21 protein-coding genes, 1 tRNA gene and 2 pseudogenes are annotated in these 20,929 nt (G+C 59.5%); 6 read left to right on the top strand and 18 right to left on the bottom strand.

Annotated elements, in window-relative coordinates:
• Positions 1–155: 155 nt before the first annotated feature.
• The 6 genes from yidC to rpmH all read right to left on the bottom strand — a co-directional run bounded on the left by yidC (position 156) and on the right by rpmH (position 5,493).
• On the bottom strand, positions 156–1,979 hold the full coding sequence (yidC, locus tag ACEN2R_RS01770) for a membrane protein insertase YidC (RefSeq protein ID WP_442038593.1): 1,824 nt from the start codon (positions 1,977–1,979) through the stop codon (positions 156–158).
• Between the two features lie 103 nt (positions 1,980–2,082).
• The gene (locus ACEN2R_RS01765) at positions 2,083–3,627 is read right to left on the bottom strand and encodes a putative bifunctional diguanylate cyclase/phosphodiesterase (protein WP_442038591.1); all 1,545 of its coding nucleotides are present in this window, start codon (positions 3,625–3,627) and stop codon (positions 2,083–2,085) included.
• Between the two features lie 76 nt (positions 3,628–3,703).
• Positions 3,704–4,573, bottom strand: a complete 870-nt coding sequence (ttcA, locus tag ACEN2R_RS01760; RefSeq protein ID WP_442038589.1) for a tRNA 2-thiocytidine(32) synthetase TtcA — start codon at positions 4,571–4,573, stop codon at positions 3,704–3,706.
• 119 nt (positions 4,574–4,692) lie between these two features.
• Complete coding sequence (gene yidD, locus ACEN2R_RS01755; protein ID WP_442038587.1) at positions 4,693–4,914, bottom strand: membrane protein insertion efficiency factor YidD; 222 nt, start codon at positions 4,912–4,914, stop codon at positions 4,693–4,695.
• The gene (gene rnpA, locus ACEN2R_RS01750) at positions 4,911–5,249 is read right to left on the bottom strand and encodes a ribonuclease P protein component (RefSeq protein WP_442038585.1); all 339 of its coding nucleotides are present in this window, start codon (positions 5,247–5,249) and stop codon (positions 4,911–4,913) included. Before rnpA ends, yidD begins: the two co-directional genes overlap by 4 nt.
• Before the next feature lie 109 nt (positions 5,250–5,358).
• Entirely contained in the window at positions 5,359–5,493 is a 135-nt protein-coding gene (gene rpmH / locus ACEN2R_RS01745; RefSeq protein ID WP_442038583.1) for a 50S ribosomal protein L34, read from the bottom strand.
• A gap of 282 nt (positions 5,494–5,775) precedes the next feature.
• On the opposite strand from rpmH, the gene ACEN2R_RS01740 reads away from it, so the two are divergent.
• From ACEN2R_RS01740 to ACEN2R_RS01720, 5 genes and pseudogenes are all read left to right on the top strand, one after another.
• Positions 5,776–6,507 (top strand): TVP38/TMEM64 family protein, encoded by a 732-nt coding sequence (locus ACEN2R_RS01740; protein WP_442038581.1) that lies wholly within the window; start codon positions 5,776–5,778, stop codon positions 6,505–6,507.
• Between the two features lie 2 nt (positions 6,508–6,509).
• Entirely contained in the window at positions 6,510–7,928 is a 1,419-nt protein-coding gene (locus ACEN2R_RS01735) for a dihydrolipoyl dehydrogenase family protein (RefSeq protein ID WP_442038579.1), read from the top strand.
• Positions 7,929–7,950: 22 nt separating this feature from the next.
• Positions 7,951–9,354, top strand: a complete 1,404-nt coding sequence (locus tag ACEN2R_RS01730) for a sensor histidine kinase (protein WP_442038577.1) — start codon at positions 7,951–7,953, stop codon at positions 9,352–9,354.
• Between the two features lie 50 nt (positions 9,355–9,404).
• Positions 9,405–9,481: transfer RNA gene (locus ACEN2R_RS01725), tRNA-Arg, on the top strand.
• 760 nt (positions 9,482–10,241) lie between these two features.
• A pseudogene (locus ACEN2R_RS01720) lies at positions 10,242–10,742 on the top strand (IS21 family transposase); the annotation flags it as partial.
• On the opposite strand, the pseudogene ACEN2R_RS01715 reads toward ACEN2R_RS01720, so the two are convergent.
• The 3 genes and pseudogenes from ACEN2R_RS01715 to ACEN2R_RS01705 form a co-directional block, all read right to left on the bottom strand.
• Positions 10,733–11,329, bottom strand: a pseudogene (locus tag ACEN2R_RS01715) (tyrosine-type recombinase/integrase); the annotation flags it as partial. The pseudogenes ACEN2R_RS01720 and ACEN2R_RS01715 sit on opposite strands and share 10 nt — an antisense overlap.
• A 171-nt stretch (positions 11,330–11,500) precedes the next feature.
• On the bottom strand, positions 11,501–11,821 hold the full coding sequence (locus tag ACEN2R_RS01710) for a hypothetical protein (protein ID WP_442038575.1): 321 nt from the start codon (positions 11,819–11,821) through the stop codon (positions 11,501–11,503).
• Between the two features lie 37 nt (positions 11,822–11,858).
• A complete protein-coding gene (locus ACEN2R_RS01705) occupies positions 11,859–12,668 on the bottom strand; it encodes a division plane positioning ATPase MipZ (protein WP_442038573.1) in 810 nt (269 codons plus the stop codon).
• Between the two features lie 212 nt (positions 12,669–12,880).
• Here ACEN2R_RS01705 and ACEN2R_RS01700 point away from each other — a divergent pair, with 212 nt between their 5' ends.
• Positions 12,881–14,761 carry a heavy metal translocating P-type ATPase gene (locus tag ACEN2R_RS01700; protein WP_442038571.1) on the top strand — a complete coding sequence of 627 codons (1,881 nt, stop codon included), beginning with the start codon at positions 12,881–12,883 and terminating at the stop codon, positions 14,759–14,761.
• Between the two features lie 62 nt (positions 14,762–14,823).
• Here the strand turns inward: ACEN2R_RS01700 and rpmE are convergent, their stop codons facing one another.
• The 9 genes from rpmE to ffh form a co-directional block, all read right to left on the bottom strand.
• Positions 14,824–15,045 carry a 50S ribosomal protein L31 gene (rpmE, locus tag ACEN2R_RS01695; RefSeq protein WP_442038569.1) on the bottom strand — a complete coding sequence of 74 codons (222 nt, stop codon included), beginning with the start codon at positions 15,043–15,045 and terminating at the stop codon, positions 14,824–14,826.
• Between the two features lie 11 nt (positions 15,046–15,056).
• Positions 15,057–15,440 (bottom strand): 50S ribosomal protein L19, encoded by a 384-nt coding sequence (gene rplS, locus ACEN2R_RS01690; RefSeq protein WP_442038567.1) that lies wholly within the window; start codon positions 15,438–15,440, stop codon positions 15,057–15,059.
• Between the two features lie 48 nt (positions 15,441–15,488).
• On the bottom strand, positions 15,489–16,322 hold the full coding sequence (gene trmD / locus ACEN2R_RS01685; protein WP_442038565.1) for a tRNA (guanosine(37)-N1)-methyltransferase TrmD: 834 nt from the start codon (positions 16,320–16,322) through the stop codon (positions 15,489–15,491).
• A 105-nt stretch (positions 16,323–16,427) separates the two neighbouring features.
• On the bottom strand, positions 16,428–17,237 hold the full coding sequence (locus tag ACEN2R_RS01680; RefSeq protein ID WP_442038563.1) for a hypothetical protein: 810 nt from the start codon (positions 17,235–17,237) through the stop codon (positions 16,428–16,430).
• 32 nt (positions 17,238–17,269) lie between these two features.
• A complete protein-coding gene (gene rimM / locus ACEN2R_RS01675; protein WP_442038561.1) occupies positions 17,270–17,776 on the bottom strand; it encodes a ribosome maturation factor RimM in 507 nt (168 codons plus the stop codon).
• Positions 17,777–17,938: 162 nt separating this feature from the next.
• The gene (bluB, locus tag ACEN2R_RS01670) at positions 17,939–18,568 is read right to left on the bottom strand and encodes a 5,6-dimethylbenzimidazole synthase (RefSeq protein WP_442038559.1); all 630 of its coding nucleotides are present in this window, start codon (positions 18,566–18,568) and stop codon (positions 17,939–17,941) included.
• Positions 18,569–18,588: 20 nt separating this feature from the next.
• Positions 18,589–19,002: a 30S ribosomal protein S16 gene (gene rpsP, locus ACEN2R_RS01665; RefSeq protein WP_442038557.1), complete on the bottom strand. Its 414-nt coding sequence runs from the start codon at positions 19,000–19,002 to the stop codon at positions 18,589–18,591.
• 41 nt (positions 19,003–19,043) lie between these two features.
• Positions 19,044–19,340 (bottom strand): chorismate mutase, encoded by a 297-nt coding sequence (locus tag ACEN2R_RS01660; protein ID WP_442038555.1) that lies wholly within the window; start codon positions 19,338–19,340, stop codon positions 19,044–19,046.
• 73 nt (positions 19,341–19,413) lie between these two features.
• Positions 19,414–20,892 (bottom strand): signal recognition particle protein, encoded by a 1,479-nt coding sequence (gene ffh, locus ACEN2R_RS01655; protein WP_442038553.1) that lies wholly within the window; start codon positions 20,890–20,892, stop codon positions 19,414–19,416.
• Between the last annotated feature and the right edge of the window lie 37 nt (positions 20,893–20,929).

The following is a 20,929-nucleotide window of genomic DNA, read 5'->3' as shown; positions in this document are numbered from 1 at the left end:
TGTCGCCTGTTGCGACGTTTCCGGCTTTGATCACCACGGCATAAACGTCAAGTGATCCCGGGGCATGCCCTGCCTCGGGATCAATGTTATGCGTTCGAACACCTTGTGCCCACGCGGTTTGATCGAATGTCGCCAGATAATGGCGACGCGACCTGTCACTTTGCGTCGGGTTTCTTGCGTTTGAACGTCGATCTGATGTTCCCGAACACGTCCGGTTTAAAGCCCTGGCTGCGCATGATCAGATACTGTTGGGTAAAGGTGATCGTATTGTTCGCAATCCAGTAGACGACCAGACCACTTGCAAAACTTCCCAGCATGAACATGAATATCCACGGCATCCAGGCAAACACCGCCGCTTGCGTTTTGTCCGCAGGGGCCGGGTTCAGCTTTTGCTGAAGCCACATCGAAATACCCAGAAGGATCGGCAATACGCCAAGCGAGAAGGTGACGAAGATAGAGGTCGGGTCAGGCGGAGCGAAAGGCAAAAGCCCGAACAGGTTGAGGATCGAACTTGGGTCAGGTGCCGAGAGATCCTTGATCCAACCGAAGAACGGCGCATGGCGCAGTTCGATGGTCACAAAGATCACCTTATAAAGCGAAAAGAAAATCGGGATCTGCATCACGATTGGCAAACAGCCGGAGGCCGGGTTTACCTTTTCCCGCTTGTAAAGTTGCATCATTTCCTGCTGCAACTTCGCCTTGTCGTCGCCGGCCTTCTCCTTGATTTTTTCCATTTGCGGCTGAAGCTCTTTCATCTTCGCCATGGAAACGTAGGATTTATAGGCCAGCGGGAACAGGATCGCCTTGATCAGCAGCGTCAGGCCGATAATCGCAAGGCCCATGTTTCCAATCAGCCCGTGCAGGTGGTGCAGGACCCAGAAAATCGGCTTTGTCAGAAAGTAGAACCAGCCCCAGTCGATCGAGTCGAGAAAGCCTGTAATCCCATCTTCGTTCTGGTAGGCACGGATGGTTTCCCACTCTTTGGCACCGGCAAACAGGCGCGTCGTGCTTGTCTGTGTTTGTCCGGGGGCGACCGCGATCACAGGCATACGCGCCTCTGTCTGATAGATATCGGCGCCGGGAACATACTTGGCGACAGAGGTGAATGCGTGCGCATCCTCTGGGATAAGCGTGGTCATCCAGTATTTATCGGTAAATCCGACCCAGCCGTTCGTCGTTACGTCGATCACTTCGGCCTGCGCGGCCTCGCGCTCGATGAGAGGCAGGTCGGGCATATCCTTGTATTTCATTTCCTCAAGCTTGCCGTCGGACATACGGACGACGCCCTCGTGCAGAATGAAGAAGTTTGCGGTGTCCGGCTTGCCGTGTCTTGCGACGATACCATAAGGGGCCATCCGCGCTTCTGTTGTGCCGGAATTTTCGACGCTTTGGGTGACGGTGAACATAAAGTTACTATCGACAGACATGACGCGGCGGAACGTCAGCCCCTTGCCGTTGTCCCAGCGCAGGGTGACCGGGGAATCGAGACCAAGAGTGGTGCCCGTTTCAAGCTGCCATGGTGTATTCGCGCCCGGCACGTCTTCGAACGTCAAGTCACCGCCAGGTGCCCAGCCATACAGTGCGTAATATGCGCTGTTGCTGCCCACAGGCGACAAAAGCGTCACATTCGGAGAGCTGGGATCAAGCGTCTCGCGGTAATTTTTAAGCGAAAGGTCATCGATACGCCCGCCAACCAACGCAATCGTTCCCGTCAGACTGGGCGTGTCGACCGTGATGCGCGCCGTGTTCGCCAAGGCCGTTGTGCGGGCCTGTGCGGGTGTTGTCGGGGCAATCGGTGTGACCGCGCCGCCAGCAACCGGGGGGGGGGCCGCAGTTGTGCCGTCATTTGTGGTTTGCATCGCAACGGGCGCATTTGATTCAACGACAGCTTCGGGTGGTGGAAAAAGCACAAACCAACCGAGGATTACGAGGAAACTGAGCACAGTTGCGAGGATAAGGTTCTTATTCTGATCGTCCATGAGGGACCGCCACCTCTCCATTCAATTCAGGGTGGTTCAACAGACATGGGCCGAAAAGGTCAAGCGGTTTTAGGATTTTGATACCGATTCGGGCTGCTTTGCCTCATCCTATGCGCCTGCCGATGGTAGGCGGTCGCGATAGCTTGGCCGAATGGGCGGCAATCCATGGAATCGTCTCTTCGAACGGCATGGGCCGGGCAAGGGCGTATCCCTGAACATGGCCGCACCCCAATTGTGACAGCATCGCGTGCTCGCCAAGCGTTTCCACGCCTTCGGCCAGCGTATCAAGATCCAGACGTTCAGCCATGGTCAGGATGGCCGACAGCATGCGCTGCTGCTCCGGGTCTTCATCAACCTTTGTCACAAAGGATCTGTCGATTTTTATCCGGTGCACGGCGAACCGACGGATATTGGCAATCGAGGCATGTCCGGTTCCGAAATCATCAAGGTCGATCCGGCATCCCATGCGCGACAGCTCGGCGATATTGCGCGCGACGGTGTCATCGTCGGAGGTTGAGATGACGGTTTCAAGGATTTCGACGCAAAGACGCGCTGGCAGCAGATCAAATTTGTCAAGTTCCCATCGAAGTTTGCTGACCAGATTCGGATTGCGCAGCTCGTCGCCCGAGAAGTTGACGCCAACCACAGGAACCTCGACGCCAGCCTTGTCCCAAGCCTTTATCGCAGTGAGAGACTGGTAAAGCATGACCTCTCCCAGGCGTTCCAGCAGGCCGGCGTGTTCGATGGCGGGAAGGAAATCGGCAGGTGCCACAATGCCCCTTTCAGGGTGAATCCAGCGGGCCAAAGCCTCGAATCCGGTGACTTGTCCCGTGTCGGTCGAAATTTGTGGCTGGAACCATGCGGCGAATTGCCCGGCCTCAAGCGCGATCCCGATATCCTCTGTCAGAATGTTGCGGGTGCGCAATGTCTTGTCCATGTCCTTGGAATAGGCGCGGATCGATCCCTGTCCCGCGTTGCGCGCCTCTGTCAGCGCGCGCACTGCTGCATCCAGCAGGATGTCACCGCTTGGTTGCGGCGATCTGCCGGACAGGCAAAAACCCACCGAACAGCTGGTATAGACCGAGATTGCATCAACACTGATAGCCTCTGACAGCGCGGACTGTATGCGGCTGGCCAGTTGAATGGCGGTTTCAAGATCGGCGCGCAGGATCGGAGCAAGTGCAATCGCGAACCGCCCGCCGTCAAGCTGCGTGACGATATCCAATGCGCGCAATTGTCCGCGAAGCCGGTCGATGCTTTGGCGCACCAGATCTTCGGCAGCGCGATGGCCGAAACGGTTGGCGATGACGGAGAGATCATCCAGGTCCACAACCAGACAGATGCTGCCATGACCATTGGCCAGCAACGGATGGAATATCCGGTCCAGCGCACTGATCAGATCATTCTTGGATACAAGGCCGCTGTGATCGGGCCGGATCGCGCCGGATTGCGCGCGTTGTCGCCACGTTGTGGAGGTAATCGCCAGAACCGCAGGCACGATAAGAGCGGACACAACCAGAAACGCCTCGCCGCCCAGCCAATAGGCGCAAAGGGTCAATGCGGGCACAAAGGCGAGCAAATGGGGGCCGTAGAGATGCCGCGCAACGCGACGGATCCAGGTTGATGCAGGGCCGGTCGCAAGCGGCATGAGATGACGTCCTTATACTGCGGATGGCTGAGCATCCGGATACGAAGGACGTTATTTTGACAGAGTGATCGAGCGGTTAATGCAGGTCGGGAAGTTGCGCCGCATTTTCATCAAATGGCGTGCAGTTCCGCTCCAGTCCGACAAAATCGAACAGCTTGGGGTCCAGCAGATGCGAGGGGCGCGCATTCATCAACGACCGGAACATCACCTGTCGCCGACCGGGGCTGTTCTTTTCCCAGCCGTCCAGAATGTGTTTGACCTGCTGGCGTTGCAACCCGTCCTGCGATCCGCACAGGTCGCATGGAATGATGGGGTAATCCATCGCAGTGGCGAATTTTTCACAGTCCTCTTCGGCCACATGGGCGAGGGGGCGATAGACGAAAAGATCGCCCTCTTCATTCAACAGCTTCGGCGGCATCGTCGCCAGCCTGCCGCCATGAAAGAGGTTCATGAAAAAGGTCTCGAGGATGTCATCGCGGTGGTGGCCCAGAACCACGGCGGAACATCCCTCTTCGCGGGCGACACGGTACAGGTTGCCCCGCCGCAGACGCGAGCAAAGCGCGCAAAACGTTCGGCCCGCTGGCGTCTTATCCATCACGATGGAATAGGTGTCCTGATACTCGATCCGGTGCGGAACCCCCATTTTCTGCAGGAAGGCGGGAAGGACCGTCGCGGGAAAACCGGGTTGCCCCTGATCCAGATTGCAGGCCAGAAGATCTACAGGCAGCAATCCGCGCCACTTCAGTTCATAAAGAACGGCAAGCAGGGTGTAACTGTCTTTTCCACCCGAAAGGCAGACCAGCCAGCGGGCATCACGTTCGATCATGCCGTATTGTTCGATCGCTTCGCGGACATAACGCACGATTCGCTTGCGAAGTTTCTTGAACTCTGTGGTCGAGGGGGCGCCATGAAACAGCGGGTGGATGTCGTCGAGATCGTCAAGCATGGGAATAATCCTGAAGGGTCTGGCCCAAGGTATGCCGAAACTGCGGCGTGCATGCAAAGGGCATTGCGGACCGGCGCCGCCTGCGGCGAGAGTATTTGGGCCGAGAAGACATTGCAGCGTCAGTCAGGGACATTGTCCACACCGCTGCCGCCCCAAGGGTGGCAGCGCCCGATCCGGCGGATGGTCAGCCAGCCGCCTTTGAGTGCGCCGTGTTTCTCGAGCGCTTGAAGCGCGTAGGCAGAACAGGTGGGATGGTAGCGGCAATTGTGGCCGACCCAAGGGGAAAAGATCAGGCGGTAGGCGCGGACCGGCAGGGCAACGATATGGGCGAGGGGGCTCATTTTACGGCTCCGTGCACACGGCGCAGGGCCTCTTTCAGGTCGGATTGCAGCACTTTGAAATCGCGGGTCGCCGTGATTGCGGCGCGGCCGATCAGGACATAATCCCATCCCGGTTGTCCCTGTGTTGGCAGAACAAGGCGGGCGATTTCACGTAGGCGTCGTTTGGCGCGGTTGCGAGCGACCGCATTTCCGACTTTTTTAGAGCAGGTGTATCCGATGCGGATCAGATCTGGATCCTGTTCCGCCGCATGACGTTTCCGCGCCTGTAGAACAAAACCAGCTGTCGCCTGGCGCCTCGCACGCGCGGCTTTCAGAAAGTCGGGTCTTTTCGACATGACCTTCAGACAAGCAGAAACCGCCGGTGACTCCTCGTTAGCGTTGGCGTCTATGCCTGCCACGGGTGCCTCCGGCGGTATCATGTCAGTGTTGCCTTTCGGCGAACGCTTATGCGCAGAGCTTGGAACGGCCCTTGGCGCGACGTGCGTTCAGGATGTTGCGGCCAGCTTTGGTCGCCATACGCGCACGGAAACCGTGGCGGTGCTTGCGGACGAGGTTACTCGGTTGAAAGGTGCGTTTCATCGCTCCGTCTCCGTATATGGCCCAAATCCACCGTGGATTCGAAGGCTTTGAATGTTCGAAGCCCGTCCTTTAGGGGGTCGGCGGGCCCAAGTCAATTCGCAACGTTGAAGTTTTCTGCAACAGTTTGCGGGAATTACGTCTGTCGTATGTTTCAGCCCCTACCGGATATTGCCCCTGTATTGAAACATGTTGGCTGTCTGGATCAATGGCGCGTGAGCGGTCTATCGCCAAAAGCTGCCAGCGGCCATGTTGCACAGAACCAGAAGCCAGCGGGATGAAATGATGACCGATATGCCTACGCCTCGGAAAAATGCGGTTTTACAGCGCTTGCCATTGATCGCCATTCTGGTGGTGGCGGTGATCGGTGCATTCACCCTGCGGGATTATCTGTCCTTCGAGACCCTTGCCGCAAATCGAGAGGCGCTGCTGGCCTTTCGCGACAGCCACTACGGCCTGACGGTGCTTGTGTTTATCGGCGTCTACATCGGCATCGTGGCCTTCAGCCTGCCTGGTGCGACGATCGCCACCCTGACCGGCGGTTTCTTGTTCTCGACGTTTCCGGGCGCGTTGTTCAACATGACGGGGGCCACGATCGGCGCGACGCTGATCTTTCTGGCGGCGCGTTACGGGTTCGGCGAAAGGCTGGCGGCGCGGATGGATGCCTCTGATGGCACCGTGAAAAAGATCAAGGACGGGATCGACGAGAATCAATGGTCGATGTTGTTTCTGATTCGCCTGGTCCCGGCGGTTCCCTTCTTTGTGGCCAATCTGGTTCCCGCACTGGTCGGCGTGCCCTTGCGGCGCTTTGTCGTCTCTACCTTCTTCGGGATCATTCCCGGTTCGGTGGTCTACACCTCTGTCGGGGCGGGATTGGGCGAAGTGTTTGCCCGGGGCGAGACGCCCGACCTTGGCATTATCTTCGAGCCACAGATTCTGGTGCCCATTCTGGGGCTGTGCCTGCTTGCGGCGCTTCCCGTCGTGTTAAAAGCCGTTCGCGGCAAAAAGGACATCTGAACATGAAACGCATTAAAACGGATATCTGCATCATCGGCGCCGGCTCTGGCGGGCTGTCGATTGCGGCGGGCGCGGTGCAGATGGGGGCAAAAGTTGTGCTGCTGGAAGGCCACAAAATGGGCGGTGATTGCCTGAACTACGGGTGCGTGCCATCCAAGGCGTTGATCGCGGCGGGCAAGCAGGCCCATGCGATGCGGACGGGCCAGCCGTTCGGTGTGACGCCGGTGATGCCCGACGTCGATTATGCCGCGGCAAAAGACCATGTTCACAAGGTGATCGACACAATCGCGCCGGTGGACAGCCAGGAGCGGTTCGAGGGCCTGGGCGTTCACGTGATCCGCGCGTTCGGGCGGTTCATATCCCCAACCGAGGTGCAGGCGGGCGATACGGTGATCACGGCGCGCCGGTTTGTGATCGCCACAGGATCATCGCCCTTGGTTCCGCCAATTCCCGGATTGGACAAGGTGCCCTATGACACCAACGAGACGATCTTTGACCTGCGCGAAAAACCCGGGCATCTGATCGTGATCGGTGGCGGCCCAATTGGCATGGAAATGGCGCAGGCGCACAGGCGTCTGGGCTGCGAGGTGACCGTGATCGAAGGGATGAAGGCGCTGGGTAAGGATGACCCGGAAATGGCCGCCGTCGTGCTGGACACTCTTCGCGCCGAGGGCATCGAGATTGCCGAAGATGCGCTGGCCGCTGAAATTCGCGGAACTGCTGGCGCGATAGAGGTCGAGGTCAAGGATGGCCGGGTGTTCAAGGGCAGCCATCTGTTGATCGCCGTCGGGCGTAAGGTGAACATCGACAAGCTGGATCTTGAAAAGGCCGGCGTGGCGTTCGACCGGGGCGGCGTAACGGTCGGTGATGACCTGCGATCCACGAACCGCCGTGTCTATGCCGTGGGCGACGTGGCGGGGCGTTTGCAGTTCACCCATGTCGCGGGCTATCATGCGGGTGTGGTCATCCGTTCGATGCTGCTGGGCCTGCCATCGAGGGCGCGTCAGGACCACATCCCGTGGGCGACCTATACGGACCCCGAACTGGCGCAGGTCGGTCTGACAGAGGCGCAGGCGCGGGAAAAGCACGGGCGCGCCCTGACTGTTGTGCGGTTTCCCTTCCACGACAACGACCGTGCCATCGCCGAGGGCAAGACCCGCGGCCTGATCAAGGTCATGGTGATAAAGGGGCGCCCTGTCGGGGCCTCTATCGCCGGGGCGCAAGCCGGAGAGTTGATTGCCATGTGGGCGATGGCAATTGCCAACAAACTGAAAATGAGCGCGATTGCCGGAACTGTTTTGCCCTATCCGACGTTGTCCGAGGTTAACAAGCGGGCTGCGGGTGCCTATTTCTCACCCAAGCTATTTGATAGTTCTGTGGTAAAATGGGTGGTCAGGTCTGTGCAACGGATGCTGCCGTAACACCTGCGAATAAGGGTCGCGTATGTTCCTGAATTCTCTCTCCGGTCGGTTCTTGATGCTGACAACGGTCTTCGTGATGCTGGCCGAAGTCCTGATCTTTGTTCCATCGGTCGCGCGGTTCCGCGAGGATTATCTTTTGTCGCGGCTGGAACGGGCGCAAATCGCCTCGCTGGCGTTGCTGGCCAATGACATGATCGATGCGGATCTGGAATCGGAATTGTTGCGCAACGCCGAGGTGTTCAACGTGGTTCTGCGCCGCGACGAGGTCAGGCAACTTGTTCTGTCCTCGCCGATTCCCTCGCCGATCTATGCCACCTACGATCTGCGAAACCCCATGGCGTTCGAACTGATTCGCGATGCGCTGATCGAACTTTGGGATACCGAAAACCGGGTGATCCGCGTGATCGGCGACCCTGTTCGCAACGCGGGCCTTCTGATCGAGGTCACAATGGACACCGGCAAGCTGCGCGCTGCGATGATTGATTACGGCCTGAACATCCTGCTTTTGTCTGCGGTGATTTCCGTGTTCACCGCCTTTTTGCTGTTTCTTGCGGTGCGGCGGTTTCTGGTTGTCCCGATCAAGCGCGTTGTGTCCCATATGCAGTCCTACGCGGCCGCGCCAGAGGATGCGCGCCGTATCATCCAGCCCACGGCGGGGGTGACCGAACTGCGCGAGGCAGAGACCGCGCTGCAATCCATGCAGACCCAGCTGACCAACGCCCTGCGCCAGAAAGAGCGGCTTGCCCAGCTTGGCGGCGCGGTTGCCAAAATCAGCCACGACCTGCGGAATATCCTGACCACCGCCCAGCTGTTCGCTGACCGGATGGAGGATAGCGCCGATCCCGCGGTGAAGCGTGCCGCGCCTAAGCTGGTGAACTCTATCAGCCGCGCGGTGAACCTGTGCGAAAGTACGCTGACCTTCGGCAAGGCCGAAGAGCCGCCGCCCGCACTTGACCGGATTTCCGTCGCGCGCCTGATCAATGATGCGGTCGACAGCGAGCGCCTGGCAACCGGCGACTACGACCTGTCGTTCAGCGAAGATGTGCCGACCGGTCTGGTTATACGCGCCGACGCTGAACAATTGTACCGCGTTCTGACCAACCTGATCCGCAATGCGCGTCAGGCCATAATCGCAACAGGTGAACCGGGCGAGATTTCCGTGCAGGCGGGCGAGACCGACACGGAATGGTTCATTCGTGTGACCGACACAGGGCCAGGACTGCCCAAGAAGGCGCAGGAACACCTGTTCACGGCGTTTCAGGGCGGCACACGCAAGGGCGGCACCGGTTTGGGCCTTGTGATCGCTGCCGAATTGGTGCGCGGGCACGGCGGTCGGCTGGAACTGGTCCGCACCGGCCCCGAAGGAACTGTCTTCGCTTTGCGCCTTCCAAAGGCCTATGCGGCATTAGATGAGGCCGCAGAGTAATTTCGCTCTTGCAATGGGTTGGAGGGATCGCTAAATCCCGCCTTGCACGTGCGCTGGTAGCTCAGTTGGATAGAGTGCTTGACTACGAATCAAGATGTCGGGGGTTCGAATCCCTCCCAGCGCACCAAAAATACAAAAAAATGAAATTATACCAAGCACTTAGGTGCGTATAGTTTCGATCAGTCCCCCTATGCGCCCCCCTAAGCGCTTCTGATGACCTCAAAAAAGGTTTCAATAATGGCCCGGGACGAAGTTCGTCGTCCTGACTTGGAGCGCGCACGCGAAAATCATCGCGCTGGCTTGAAACGACCTATACAACCTCCCCAATCATACCCCCGATCGAAATCCGGACATCTAAGGGCACAGAGTCAACGTTGCCGTTGCTATATCTGCTGCACTTGCTGGAAATTGTCGAAAGTTTGGCTTAAGTATAAGATGTTGCCGCGCCTAACGGCAGAAACCGAAAAGGCGCGTGAGCTAAAGTATTCGTTGAAGCCCGATCCATCCCATCTGCCCCCTACGGGGCCTAGTGAGCAGCTGCGACGCGCTTTGATCTTTGCCAGTGAAGGACAAGCACGGGGCTGATGGCCGCCGCAGCAATGGCCATCGTCAAAACGCCGGGCGCGACGAACAGCAAACCCACAAGCCCAACATACCAACGCTCCATTTTCGTCATAGTCGTAAAGATATAGCCCGAAAATGCCGCCCCGATTGAGGCGATGCCCAGCATGGCCCCCAACAAAGTGATAAAAAAGGCTGGCCAAGTGAAGTGAGAACGGCAGTGCAAAAGTGGTCCACGGAAGTGGCGTGATAATCTCGCTGCGGGCAGCGTAAAATGTTGCCACTTTGGCCCTTTCTGTTTGCAGGGAGGGCGGGAGATTTTAGTCGTGGATTTATATTTGAAGGTCCGCCTTGCGCGTCGGGGCGGCATGAGCGAACGGGCGGCCGCGGGCTATTTCGGGATATCGCGTGCAAGCGTGAAGAAGATGATGATGTTTTCGGTCCCGCCCGGATATCAACGAACGGCAGATATCAAGCGGCCCAAGCTGGACGGGTTCACCGGCTTCATTGATCAATGGTTGCAAGACGACCTCAACCGTCCCCGCAAACAGCGCCACACCGCCAAGCGCATTTTTGAACGGCTGCGGGACGAGCACGGCTTCAAGGGCGGCTACACGACGGTCAAGAATTATGTCCGTGAACATGGTCGGCGCAGCCGAGAGATGTTTATCCCGCTTGCCCATGCCCCCGGCCATGCGCAGGCAGATTTTGGCGAGGCCATGGTGGTTATTGGTGGTGTAGAACAAAAGGCGCACTTCTTTGCGCTGGATCTGCCTTACAGCGATGCGTGCTTTGTCCGGGCTTATCCTGCGGCAGTACCCAAGAGTGCCCGAGCCTTGTCCGTTGCCTGTAGGTCCACGTCTAAGCCTAGCGCCGCAGCATGTCGCATGCAGATTGACAGGCGGTTGATCGCTTTGCGGGCCGTGTCCGCCTTGGTGTGCCAGATTGGCGCCAAAGTGTCGCGAATATCCCGTTGATCAAGCTCGGCTACGGGAACGCCGCCCAGCTTGGGTAGAATATGCAGTTCCAAGGGACTAAACCATCGCCCCGCCTTGCCATCACCCTTGAGTTCAGCCTTGCGGCTTTCGAACGCATCAAGTGCAATATCGCTGAGCAGGTGCATTTGTCGCGCCGACTCGCGCTTTTGCTTTTCGCGTTCTTTGATCGGGTCCTTGCCAAGGGCTGTGACCTTACGCCAGTGTTCAGCTACTTCTCGCGCTTTGGCGAGTGATACATCTGGATAGGCCCCTAGGCCCATTTCTCTCCGCCGCCCACGAACAGTTACTCGCAGAACCCATTTCCCGCTACCGCCGTCATTACCCTTGTAAAGCCAAAGGCCACCGCCGTCCGAATGCTTGCCTGCGACTATCGTCTTCAGCTTTGCTGCGACCAATTTGTTTAAGGCACGTGTCATTTCGGTCCCCCTTCTAGTCCCCCTCATTATGTAGGGTATCACGGGGCGTCAGGGAACACCCTGAAACAGTAAGTGATATGTAAATAAAGGATTTGTTCCAAATCGATATGCCGTGGGGCGTCAAGATATAGTAATTGGATGCCCTCCCAGCGCACCATAGAATTCAAAGGCTTAGCGAGAAATCGCTAGGCCTTTATCTTTTCTTTGGGTCTTGTGAATTTCGATGCATCGCATGCCTGTCTGATCCCACACCCGAGCGCCCGCCCGTTCGCCATCTGCAACAGACTGTTTCCAACCTTCCGGGAAACGACGCATCAGGCGCATAGGCGTGCCACAGTCCTGCCACGGTGTCCGGTCAGGTTTGTATTCATCGGGGATGAAGGAAGGACGACCATGAAACGCTACCTTGACAAGCTTTGCCAACTTGGCCGCAACAGATTGACCCATGACACGGTGTTCGAGCAGCGGCTGGAGCGTTTGGTCAAGGTCCACAAGGCGCATTCCGTCAGCAGGACGAAAGCGCCCTTGGTCAAAAGTCGGCGGTCACCCCAGGTAGCCTGAGCTCTTTGACCAGATCCCGAAGTTCCTGCCGCGCTGCCACGTTTGACAGGTTCAGGTTGCCCACGCCCACATCTTTCAGATCCAGCAGGGTCAGACCGCGCGGGAACAGCTCGCGGAAAATAACCCGTTCGCTAAAGCCGGGCGCGACGCGAAATCCGATCCGGCGTGCCAGACTGGCAAGGGCTTCGCCCATCTTCGCCTTGTTGTGCATTTGCTGCGCCCCAAGGCGGTTGCGCAAAACGATCCAGTCGATCGGCTTCAGGCCGGCCTGCGCCCGCAGCTGGCGCGCGCTCCAAACCATTTCAGAGTAAACCGACGGTCCAAGGATCTTGCCGCTTTCAGGTTCGATCCGCGCAAGAAGGTCGAAGTCGATAAAACTGTCGTTCAGGGGCGTGATAAGGGTATCGGCCAAAGAATGCGCCACCTGCGACAGTCGCGTGTGCGATCCGGGACAGTCGATCAGGATGAAGTCGCTGACCGGCTCCAGCGCGGCGACGACCGTAGACAGGCGGTGGTCGTAAACGTTCTCGCCGGGCTTCAACGTTTCGGTGTCAGCCTCGGGCAGTTCCCGGTAATCCGGGCAGGGCAGGGTCAGCCCCTGTGACGCGCAAAAGGCAAGGCGGTTCTCGATGTAGCGCCCGAACGTGCGCTGCCGCAGGTCAAGGTCCAGCGCGCCCACACGGTGGCCCATCCGCACAAGCGCGGTTGCCACATGCATCGACGTGGTCGATTTGCCCGACCCGCCCTTTTCGTTCCCGACGACGATGATATGTGCCACGCCGCATCCCCTTGATGAATTATAGAAAAGTGCCCGTTTTCGGGCTTGGCTTACTATATGTTGTGGGCGGAGTGATGAAAAGCGGAAGCCGGTAGATGGGGCGTGAATTTGGCGGGGTGTGGTAGAGGTGCCGAACAGGGTGTAGAATTCTTGTTGCCGCGTTGGTGTAAAAGGCCCAGCGTGGCCGCGCCATACCCCGAAAGAGCCCCATTATGATCGCAGATTTGCCCCGCCCCGATATAAAGACGCTGTTGCTTGGCATTGCGGCCATCGGGTTGGTGGCTGGTGGCGGCATTTGGTTCTATGGCGACCCGGCCGCATCCGGGGTGATCTGGACGGCGGCAACTCTTCCCGTGCTTTTTGCCCTGCTTGTCGAGATCGCCCACAGCCTTCGACAGGGAGAGGTCGGGTTGGATATCGTGGCGGCCCTGTCGATGACTGCGGCGCTGGCCTTTGGCGAGACTTTGGCCGCCGTGGTCGTGGCGTTGATGTATTCGGGCGGGACCGTTCTGGAAAGCTATGCCGAGGCGCGGGCCCGTCATGAAATGCGCGCCCTGCTGTCGCGGGTGCCGCGCAGCGCCCTGCGGCACCGGAACGGTGCGCTGGACGAGGTTCCGCTGGACCAGATCGAGCCGGGCGATCGTCTGCTGATCCGTCAGGGAGACGTGGCGCCGGTGGACGGAAATGTTGCAAGCGACCGCGCCGTGTTGGATCAGTCGGCGCTGACCGGCGAGGCGATGCCGGTGCAATTGTCGCAGGGCGATCCGGTGATGAGTGGCGCGACCAATGCCGGCGATACGTTCGACCTGACCGCAACGCATCGCGCCGAGGAAAGCACCTATGCGGGCATCGTGCGGCTGGTCGAGGCGGCGCAGCGATCCAAGGCGCCGATGTCACGGCTGGCGGACCGGTTTTCGCTGGTGTTCCTGCTGATAACGGTGTGCATCGCAGCCACCGCATGGTGGCTGACGGGCGATCCGATCCGCGCGGTTGCCGTTCTGGTCGTCGCAACGCCGTGCCCGCTAATTCTGGCGGTGCCTGTCGCGCTGGTCGCGGGGCTGTCGCGGGCGGCGCATTACGGTGTACTGATCAAAGGGGCCAAGGCGCTAGAGGTGCTGGCCCGCATTCAAACCCTGATCCTTGATAAAACCGGGACGCTGACCGATGGCCGCCCGCAACTTGTGTCGATCGACACGACGGACGGGTTCGATCCCGACGAAGTTCTGTATCTTGCGGCCTCGCTCGACCAATCCTCGAAGCATCCGATCGCACAGGCGATTGTGGCGGCCGCCAAGGCAAAGGGCGCGTCCCTTGCGGTGCCGGACCATGCCGCAGAAACTGCGGGCGAGGGGGTTGCGGGCGTCGTTGCGGGGCGCCGCGTGATTGTCGGCGGTGCCGATTTTGTCGCGTCGCGCGTGCCAGAGGACAGGGGCAATGGTGCGAGCCGTGCGGTTGGCTCTGTCGTGGTGGCGGTGGCCATCGACGGGCGGCTGGCGGGACGCATCATTATGGCGGACCCCCTGCGCGAAGGCACGGCGGGCTTTTTGGCGGGGGTAAGGCGGCTTGGGGTGTCGCGCATTCTTTTGGCGACGGGCGACCGCAAGGCAGTGGCCGAGGCCGTGACCAAGGGGCTGGGGCTGGACGGTGTGCGGTCTGATATGACGCCCGACCAAAAGGTGCTGCTGGTTCTAAGCGAAGGCAAGGACGGGCGGGTAATGATGGTCGGTGACGGGATCAACGACGCGCCCGCGCTGGCGGCGGCGGATATCGGTGTCGCGATGGGCGCGCGGGGGGCTGCGGCATCGGCAGAGGCCGCTGATGTTGTGCTGCTGGTGGATCAGCTGGACCGGCTGTTGCCCGGGATGGAGATTGCCCAGCATGCCCGCAGGATCGCCCTGCAAAGCGTGTATGTGGGCATCGGGCTGTCTTGCGCCGGAATGCTTGCTGCCGCCTTCGGGTATCTCTCTCCGGTTCAGGGCGCCCTGTTTCAGGAGGTGATTGATGTGGCGGTTATTCTGAATGCGCTAAGGGCATTGCGGATTGTCCCGGCGGGGACAGGTGCAGACCAAGTGAGCAAGGCCGCCCATCCCTGACCCGCAACGAAAAACGCCGCCCCCTAGGGAGCGGCGTTTCATCAATCCCGAAGGGCGAGCTATTAGAAGCCCAGACCTGCGTATTTGTTCTTGAACTTCGACACACGGCCGCCAGCATCCATAAGACGCGTGCCGCCGCCAGTCCATGCAGGGTGCACGGAGGGGTCGATGTCGAGCGACAACTGGTCGCCCTCTTTGCCCCAGATAGAGCGCATGTTGACAACAGTACCATCGGTCATCTTGACCTTGATGTCGTGGTAATCGGGGTGAATATCTTTTTTCATGTCCCGGATCCTTACGCGTTTGCGCCCGAGGGGGCTTTGTAGTTGGTTTGTTCGACAATACGCGCCGATTTACCGCGACGTTCGCGCAGGTAATACAGCTTTGCACGACGCACACGGCCACGACGGACCACTGTGATGCTGTCGATGTTGGTCGAGTGCAGAGGGAATACCCGCTCTACGCCTTCGCCAAACGAAATCTTGCGGACCGTAAAGGCACCGGCAATGCCCGAACCATGCTTGCGGCTGATGCAGACGCCCTCATAGTTCTGGACGCGGGTGCGTGTGCCCTCAGTCACTTTAAAGCCGACACGGATGGTGTCGCCCGCTTTGAAATCCGGAATATCTTTGCCAAGCGCAGCGATCTGCTCGGCTTCCAGTTGTGCGATCAAGTTCATCGCTATGTTCCTTTATAGGCGTGGTTGTTCCACGACGTTTGTGCCACCTCAGAGCTCTCGGTCTTCATCCGGGTCCCTACCGTGTCTTGCACAATAAGCCCGCCAGAGGTCAGGTCTGCGTTCTTTCGTCAGCCTTTCGGCCATCGCCCGTCTCCAGTCGGCTATCTTCGCGTGGTGACCGGATAGAAGAACGTCCGGTATCTCGCGGCCTTCCCAGAGGGCGGGTTTGGTATACTGCGGATGCTCAAGCAAACCGTCCGAAAACGACTCGTCCTCGGTGGATGCCTGATTCCCAAGTACGCGCGGTATAAGCCTGACTGTCGCGTCGATCAAGGCCTGTGCTGCAATCTCTCCGCCGGTCAGGACAAAGTCGCCCAGACTGACCTCTTCTATATCGAAATGCTCGATCACACGCTCGTCCACGCCCTCGAACCGGCCACACAAAAGGGTGATGCCCTCGGCCCTGGAAAACCGCTGTGCCATGGCTTGGGTCAGGGGCTTGCCGCGTGGCGACAGATAGATCACCGGCCATTTTTCGCGGTCCTCGGGTGTTCCGGTTTGCGCCATGCCCAATGCGCGCGCCAGAATATCGGCGCGCAGCACCATCCCCGCGCCACCGCCCGCAGGCGTGTCATCGACGTTGCGATGCCTGCCCTCGCCAAAGATCCGCAGATCAATCGTCTCCAGCGCCCAAAGCCCCTCTTGCAGGGCCTTGCCGGTCAGCGACGCGCCAAGGGTGCCGGGGAAAACCTCGGGGAACAGGGTGATGACCTTGGTGGTCCATGCCCCTTTCAGGCGCGGCGTGTCCATCATCAGCTCCTGCGGTTTGGCAGAGGCGGAAATGGACAGGCGTCCGTGGGATTTGCTTGGTTTTTCGATCATGTGGCGGGTCCGGTCTAAGAGGTGCGCGGTCCATAGCACGCCACGCTGGCCGGTGGCACCCCTTTGCCGGACTTGTCCAATGCGCATTTCGCAAGGCGACCGCGGTCACCCCTTCCATGCGTCAAGCAGTCGCTTTTTTTGGCGCCTCAGGTCTGCCTTGTCGCGAACAGAGCGGTTGAGATCCAGAAACTGGTTTTGCAGGGCCAAAGGGTTACCCACGTTCTTCCGCGGCACGGTGACCATCCGGCCTTGCGCGTCTGGCGGGATGCCGATCAGGTCCATCAATGGCTGTGCGGTCCCGAACCTGTCTTGTGCATGGTCCTCCAGTGATAGGGTCAGAACCGGCGTGGGTGCCAGAGCGCGGCGGATTTTGGCGGCTTCGCCCATAAGGCTGAAGGCCGGCGAAAAGCGCGCGGTGAATGCGGCGGGGCTGTCCCTAAGCCGCGCCGAGCGCAGAACATGGCCATAGCTGCTGTGGATAACCGCATCGCGGGCGCGGGTGGTATAGACGAACGTAAGGTCCACATCCGGCCCGAAGCGGGAGATCATGGCCCGCCGGATTTCGCGGGCCAGCGGGATTGCGGTATCGGCATAGCGGGTCGAGGGACGCCAGAGCCGGGAATAGCCGATCATCATGCCGGAAAAGGATTCGCGGCTGATGACAATGCAGGGGGCATCTTTTACGCCCGCCAGAAAATCGTCCATCGCCCGACCAAAGGCGCGCCTGCGCCAAAAGACCGGAAGTCGCCCGTAGGCATTGCCCAGCGACTTGGCCGTCTTCAGGTCCGGCTCCATGTAAACCGCCGCATAGGGCGCGATCCGGTGTGCGTTCTTAGCCAGAAACGCCTGCAAACTGGTCGTGCCGGTCTTGTAGAAACCGGCGTGGACAATGACGCGGACAGGTGGTTTCGGCATGTCGGACTGGCCCCTTGCCTTTGGTGTCAGGGCTAGAACAGGCCTTCGGGCGGGTCGATGATCACGCGGCCCGAGGCCAGATCGACTGTCGGCACCACCTCCATCGTGAAGGGCACCAGAACGGTTTCGCCGCCACCGGTGCGCATCACTTCCAGCAGGTCGCCCGCGCCGTGGTTCTGCACGAACTTTACCGTCCCGAGAACCGCGCCGCCGGTGTCCAGCACCGTCAGGCCGATCAGATCGGCATGGTAGTATTCGTCATCGGGCAACGCGGGCAGAACGCTGCGCGGGGCATAAAGGCGGATGCCTTTCAGGGCGTCGGCTTGTTCCTTTGTCTTGATGCCCTCGACCTCGGCGGTAAAGCCGTTCGGGATGGACCCCGTAAGGGTCAGAACATATTGGCTTTTCCCGTCCTCCGATGACAGCGGGCCGTAATCCGCGATGGCCTGCGGATCGGCGCAAAAGCTTTTCAGGCGCACTTCGCCGTGGACGCCGTAAGAGCCCGACAAGGCCCCGACACAGATTTTGTCTTCACTCATGGCCTTGCTCCATTGCAAAATCCCCGTGCATCAAAAAACCCGCCCGCGTCGATGCAGCGGTCGGTTTGAATGAAACGTTCGACCTTTGACCCCGCCCAGAAGGCGGCAATGCAAAGGCCCAGTGTGAACGTCCGGCGGATCAGTCCCATTGTCTATCGTCGTTTACCGTTTTGTCATTGGCAAAGAGGCGCGGCGCGCTTCCCAGCCCAGTGTTTCAAGTTCCGGCGTTTCGGTATCGTCCTCGGGCCAGCCAACGCAAAGATAACCCACCAGCGCCCAGTCCGCCGGCACATCAAGGTCACGGCAAAGCAGGTCGGGGTCAAGGATGGAAACCCACCCGACGCCCAGCCCCTCGGCGCGGGCCGCAAGCCAGAACAGCGAGATGGCAGAGACCACCGAATAGCGGCGCATTTCCGGCATGGTGCCGGCGCCAAGACCCGCGCCTTTGTCGGTGCCGTCATCGCAGAAAATCGCCAGTTGAATGGGGGATTCTACCATTCCGGACAGCTTTAGCCCCGCATACAGTCTGGCCTTGTCGCCGCTATAGCCTTGTAAAGCCTCATCATTTGCCTTGCGGAAATTGTCCAGTGCCGCCTTGCGGGCCGCATCGCTTTCGACGCGAACGATCCGCCATGGCTCTGACAACCCCACCGAAGGGGCCAGCAGAAATGCGTCGAGGCACCGCGTCAGCAGTGCCTCGTCCACAGGGTCTGTCCGAAAGCGGCGCACGTCGCGCCGCCACCGCATCAGGTCCGTCAGGTCGGTGCGGAAGCTTTGCGAAAACGCATGCATCCCTCTCACCAACGCGCCGATTACTCGGCGGCTGCCTCGTCGGCTGCGGGCTCTTCTACAGGCGCCGGAGCAGGAGCAGCGGCGGCTTCAGCCAATGCGGCTTCCTTCGCGGACTTCTCTGTTGCGCGTGCGGTTGCTTTCTTGCCGGGAACGCCCTTTTTCAGGTTCGCGCGGTCTTTCTTGACCAGAACGCCTGCATTTTCCAGCATACGTGCAACGCGGTCGGTTGGCTGTGCGCCGTGGGATAGCCAATATTTGGCGCGGTCCAGATCCATCTTCACGCGCTCTTCGTTGTCTTTTGCCAGCAGCGGGTTGTAGGTGCCCAGCTTTTCGATGAAACGGCCATCACGCGCCATACGGCTGTCGGCGGCAACGATCGAGTAGTGAGGGCGCTTTTTGGAACCGCCACGGGCGAGACGAATTTTCATAGACATATCAAGGTTCTCCTGGGTTTGTTCAGATCCGGCGGGGCCGGTTATTTCTGGTGTTGTTTGTGGTGTTGGATAACTTCCTGAATGACGAAATTCAGGAACTTCTTGGCGAATTCGGGGTCCAGATCGGCCTCTTGTGCAAGCCATTCCAAACGTTCGATCTGTTGCGCCTCGCGGTCGGGGTCCGCGGGGGGCAGGGTGTGTTCTGCCTTCAGTTTGCCGACGGCCTGTGTCTGTTTGAACCGCTCTGCGAGGGTATAGACAAGGATAGCGTCGAGGCGGTCGATGCTGCTGCGGTGGTCTTTGAGCAGCTGCGCGGCAAGGGTTACGGTGTCGGTCATCGGGTTCTCTCAACGGATACACGGGCCATGCACAACCGATGCACAAAGGATGCATATGAGGTGCGGGACATTCTCATTTCTTTTTACCAAAGCCGGACAGACCCTGAGGCAGGCCCATGCCGCCACCAAGTCCGGGCAGACCGCCCGGCATTTTGCCCATCTGGGCTTTTGCCGCCTCCAGATCGGCGGCGGAGGGCCCGCCCTTGCCAAACATCGACCCAAGCGCGTTTTTCATCATGCCGCCTTTGCCCATCTTGCCCATCTTCTTCATCATGTCGGCCATCTGCCGGTGCATTTTCAGAAGCTTGTTCAAATCGGAGACGTCCAGACCGGCCCCGGCGGCGATCCGCTTTTTCCGGCTGGCCTGAAGCAGCGCGGGGTTGGCGCGCTCTTTTTTGGTCATCGAGTTGATCAGGGCGATCTGGCGCTTGAGGACAGAGTCGTCGAACCCGGCCTCTTGCACCTGCTTGGACATTTTGGCCATGCCGGGCATCATGCCCATGATGCCTTCCATGCCGCCCATTTTCATCATCTGTTCCAGTTGGGACCGCATGTCGTTCATGTTGAACAGTCCCTTCTGGAACCGTTTCATCATGCGTTCGGCCTGCTGGGCCTCGATGGTTTCCTGTGCCTTCTCGACCAGCGCGACAATGTCGCCCATGCCCAGAATGCGGCCTGCGATACGCTCTGGCTCGAATGTTTCGAGCGCGTCCATCTTTTCGCCAAGGCCGACGAATTTGATTGGTTTGCCTGTGACCGCACGCATCGACAGCGCGGCACCACCGCGACCGTCGCCATCCATGCGGGTCAGGACAACGCCGGTGACGCCGATCTTGCCGTCGAATTCCTGCGCGACGTTGACCGCATCCTGACCGGTCAGGCCATCGACGACCAGAAGGGTCTCGCGCGGGTTGACGATGTCGCGGACCGATTGAACCTCGGCCATCAGGATGTCGTCGATGTGCAGACGACCGGCGGTGTCCAGCATGTAGACGTCGTAGCCGCCAAGGCTGGCCTGCGTTTTGGCGCGTTTGGCGATCTGGACCGGGGTTTCGCCTTTGACGATCGGCAGGGTATCGACGCCGATCTGTTTGCCGAGGATGGCAAGCTGTTCCATCGCGGCGGGGCGGTTGATGTCAAGCGACGCCATCAGCACGCGCTTGCCGTTCTTTTCGGTCAGGCGTTTCGCGAGCTTGGCGGTTGTCGTGGTTTTACCCGAGCCTTGCAGACCGACCATAAGGATGGGTGTCGGCGGGTTGTCGATTTTCAGCGCGCCCGGCTCGCCTTCGCCACGCAGCACGTCGATCAGCGCGTCATGGACGATCTTGACGACCTGCTGACCGGGGGTAATGGATTTCGTGACGGCCTGACCTGTGGCCTTGTCCTGAACGGCTTTGACGAAATCGCGGGCCACGGGCAGCGACACATCGGCCTCGAGCAGGGCAACGCGCACCTCGCGCAGGGCGGTTTCAACGTCGGCGTCGGACAGCGCACCTTGCTTGGTCAGGCGGTCAAAGACGCTGCCAAGGCGTTCTGATAGGTTCTCGAACATATGCCCGTTCCTTTTCCAACCACATCTGCCTGTCCAG

The sequence above is a fragment of the Pseudogemmobacter sp. W21_MBD1_M6 genome, from assembly GCF_052119585.1.
GTDB lineage: Bacteria > Pseudomonadota > Alphaproteobacteria > Rhodobacterales > Rhodobacteraceae > JBGQOJ01.
Note: the sequence above shows the minus strand (reverse complement) of the source record. Positions and strands in the feature narration are given on the sequence as shown.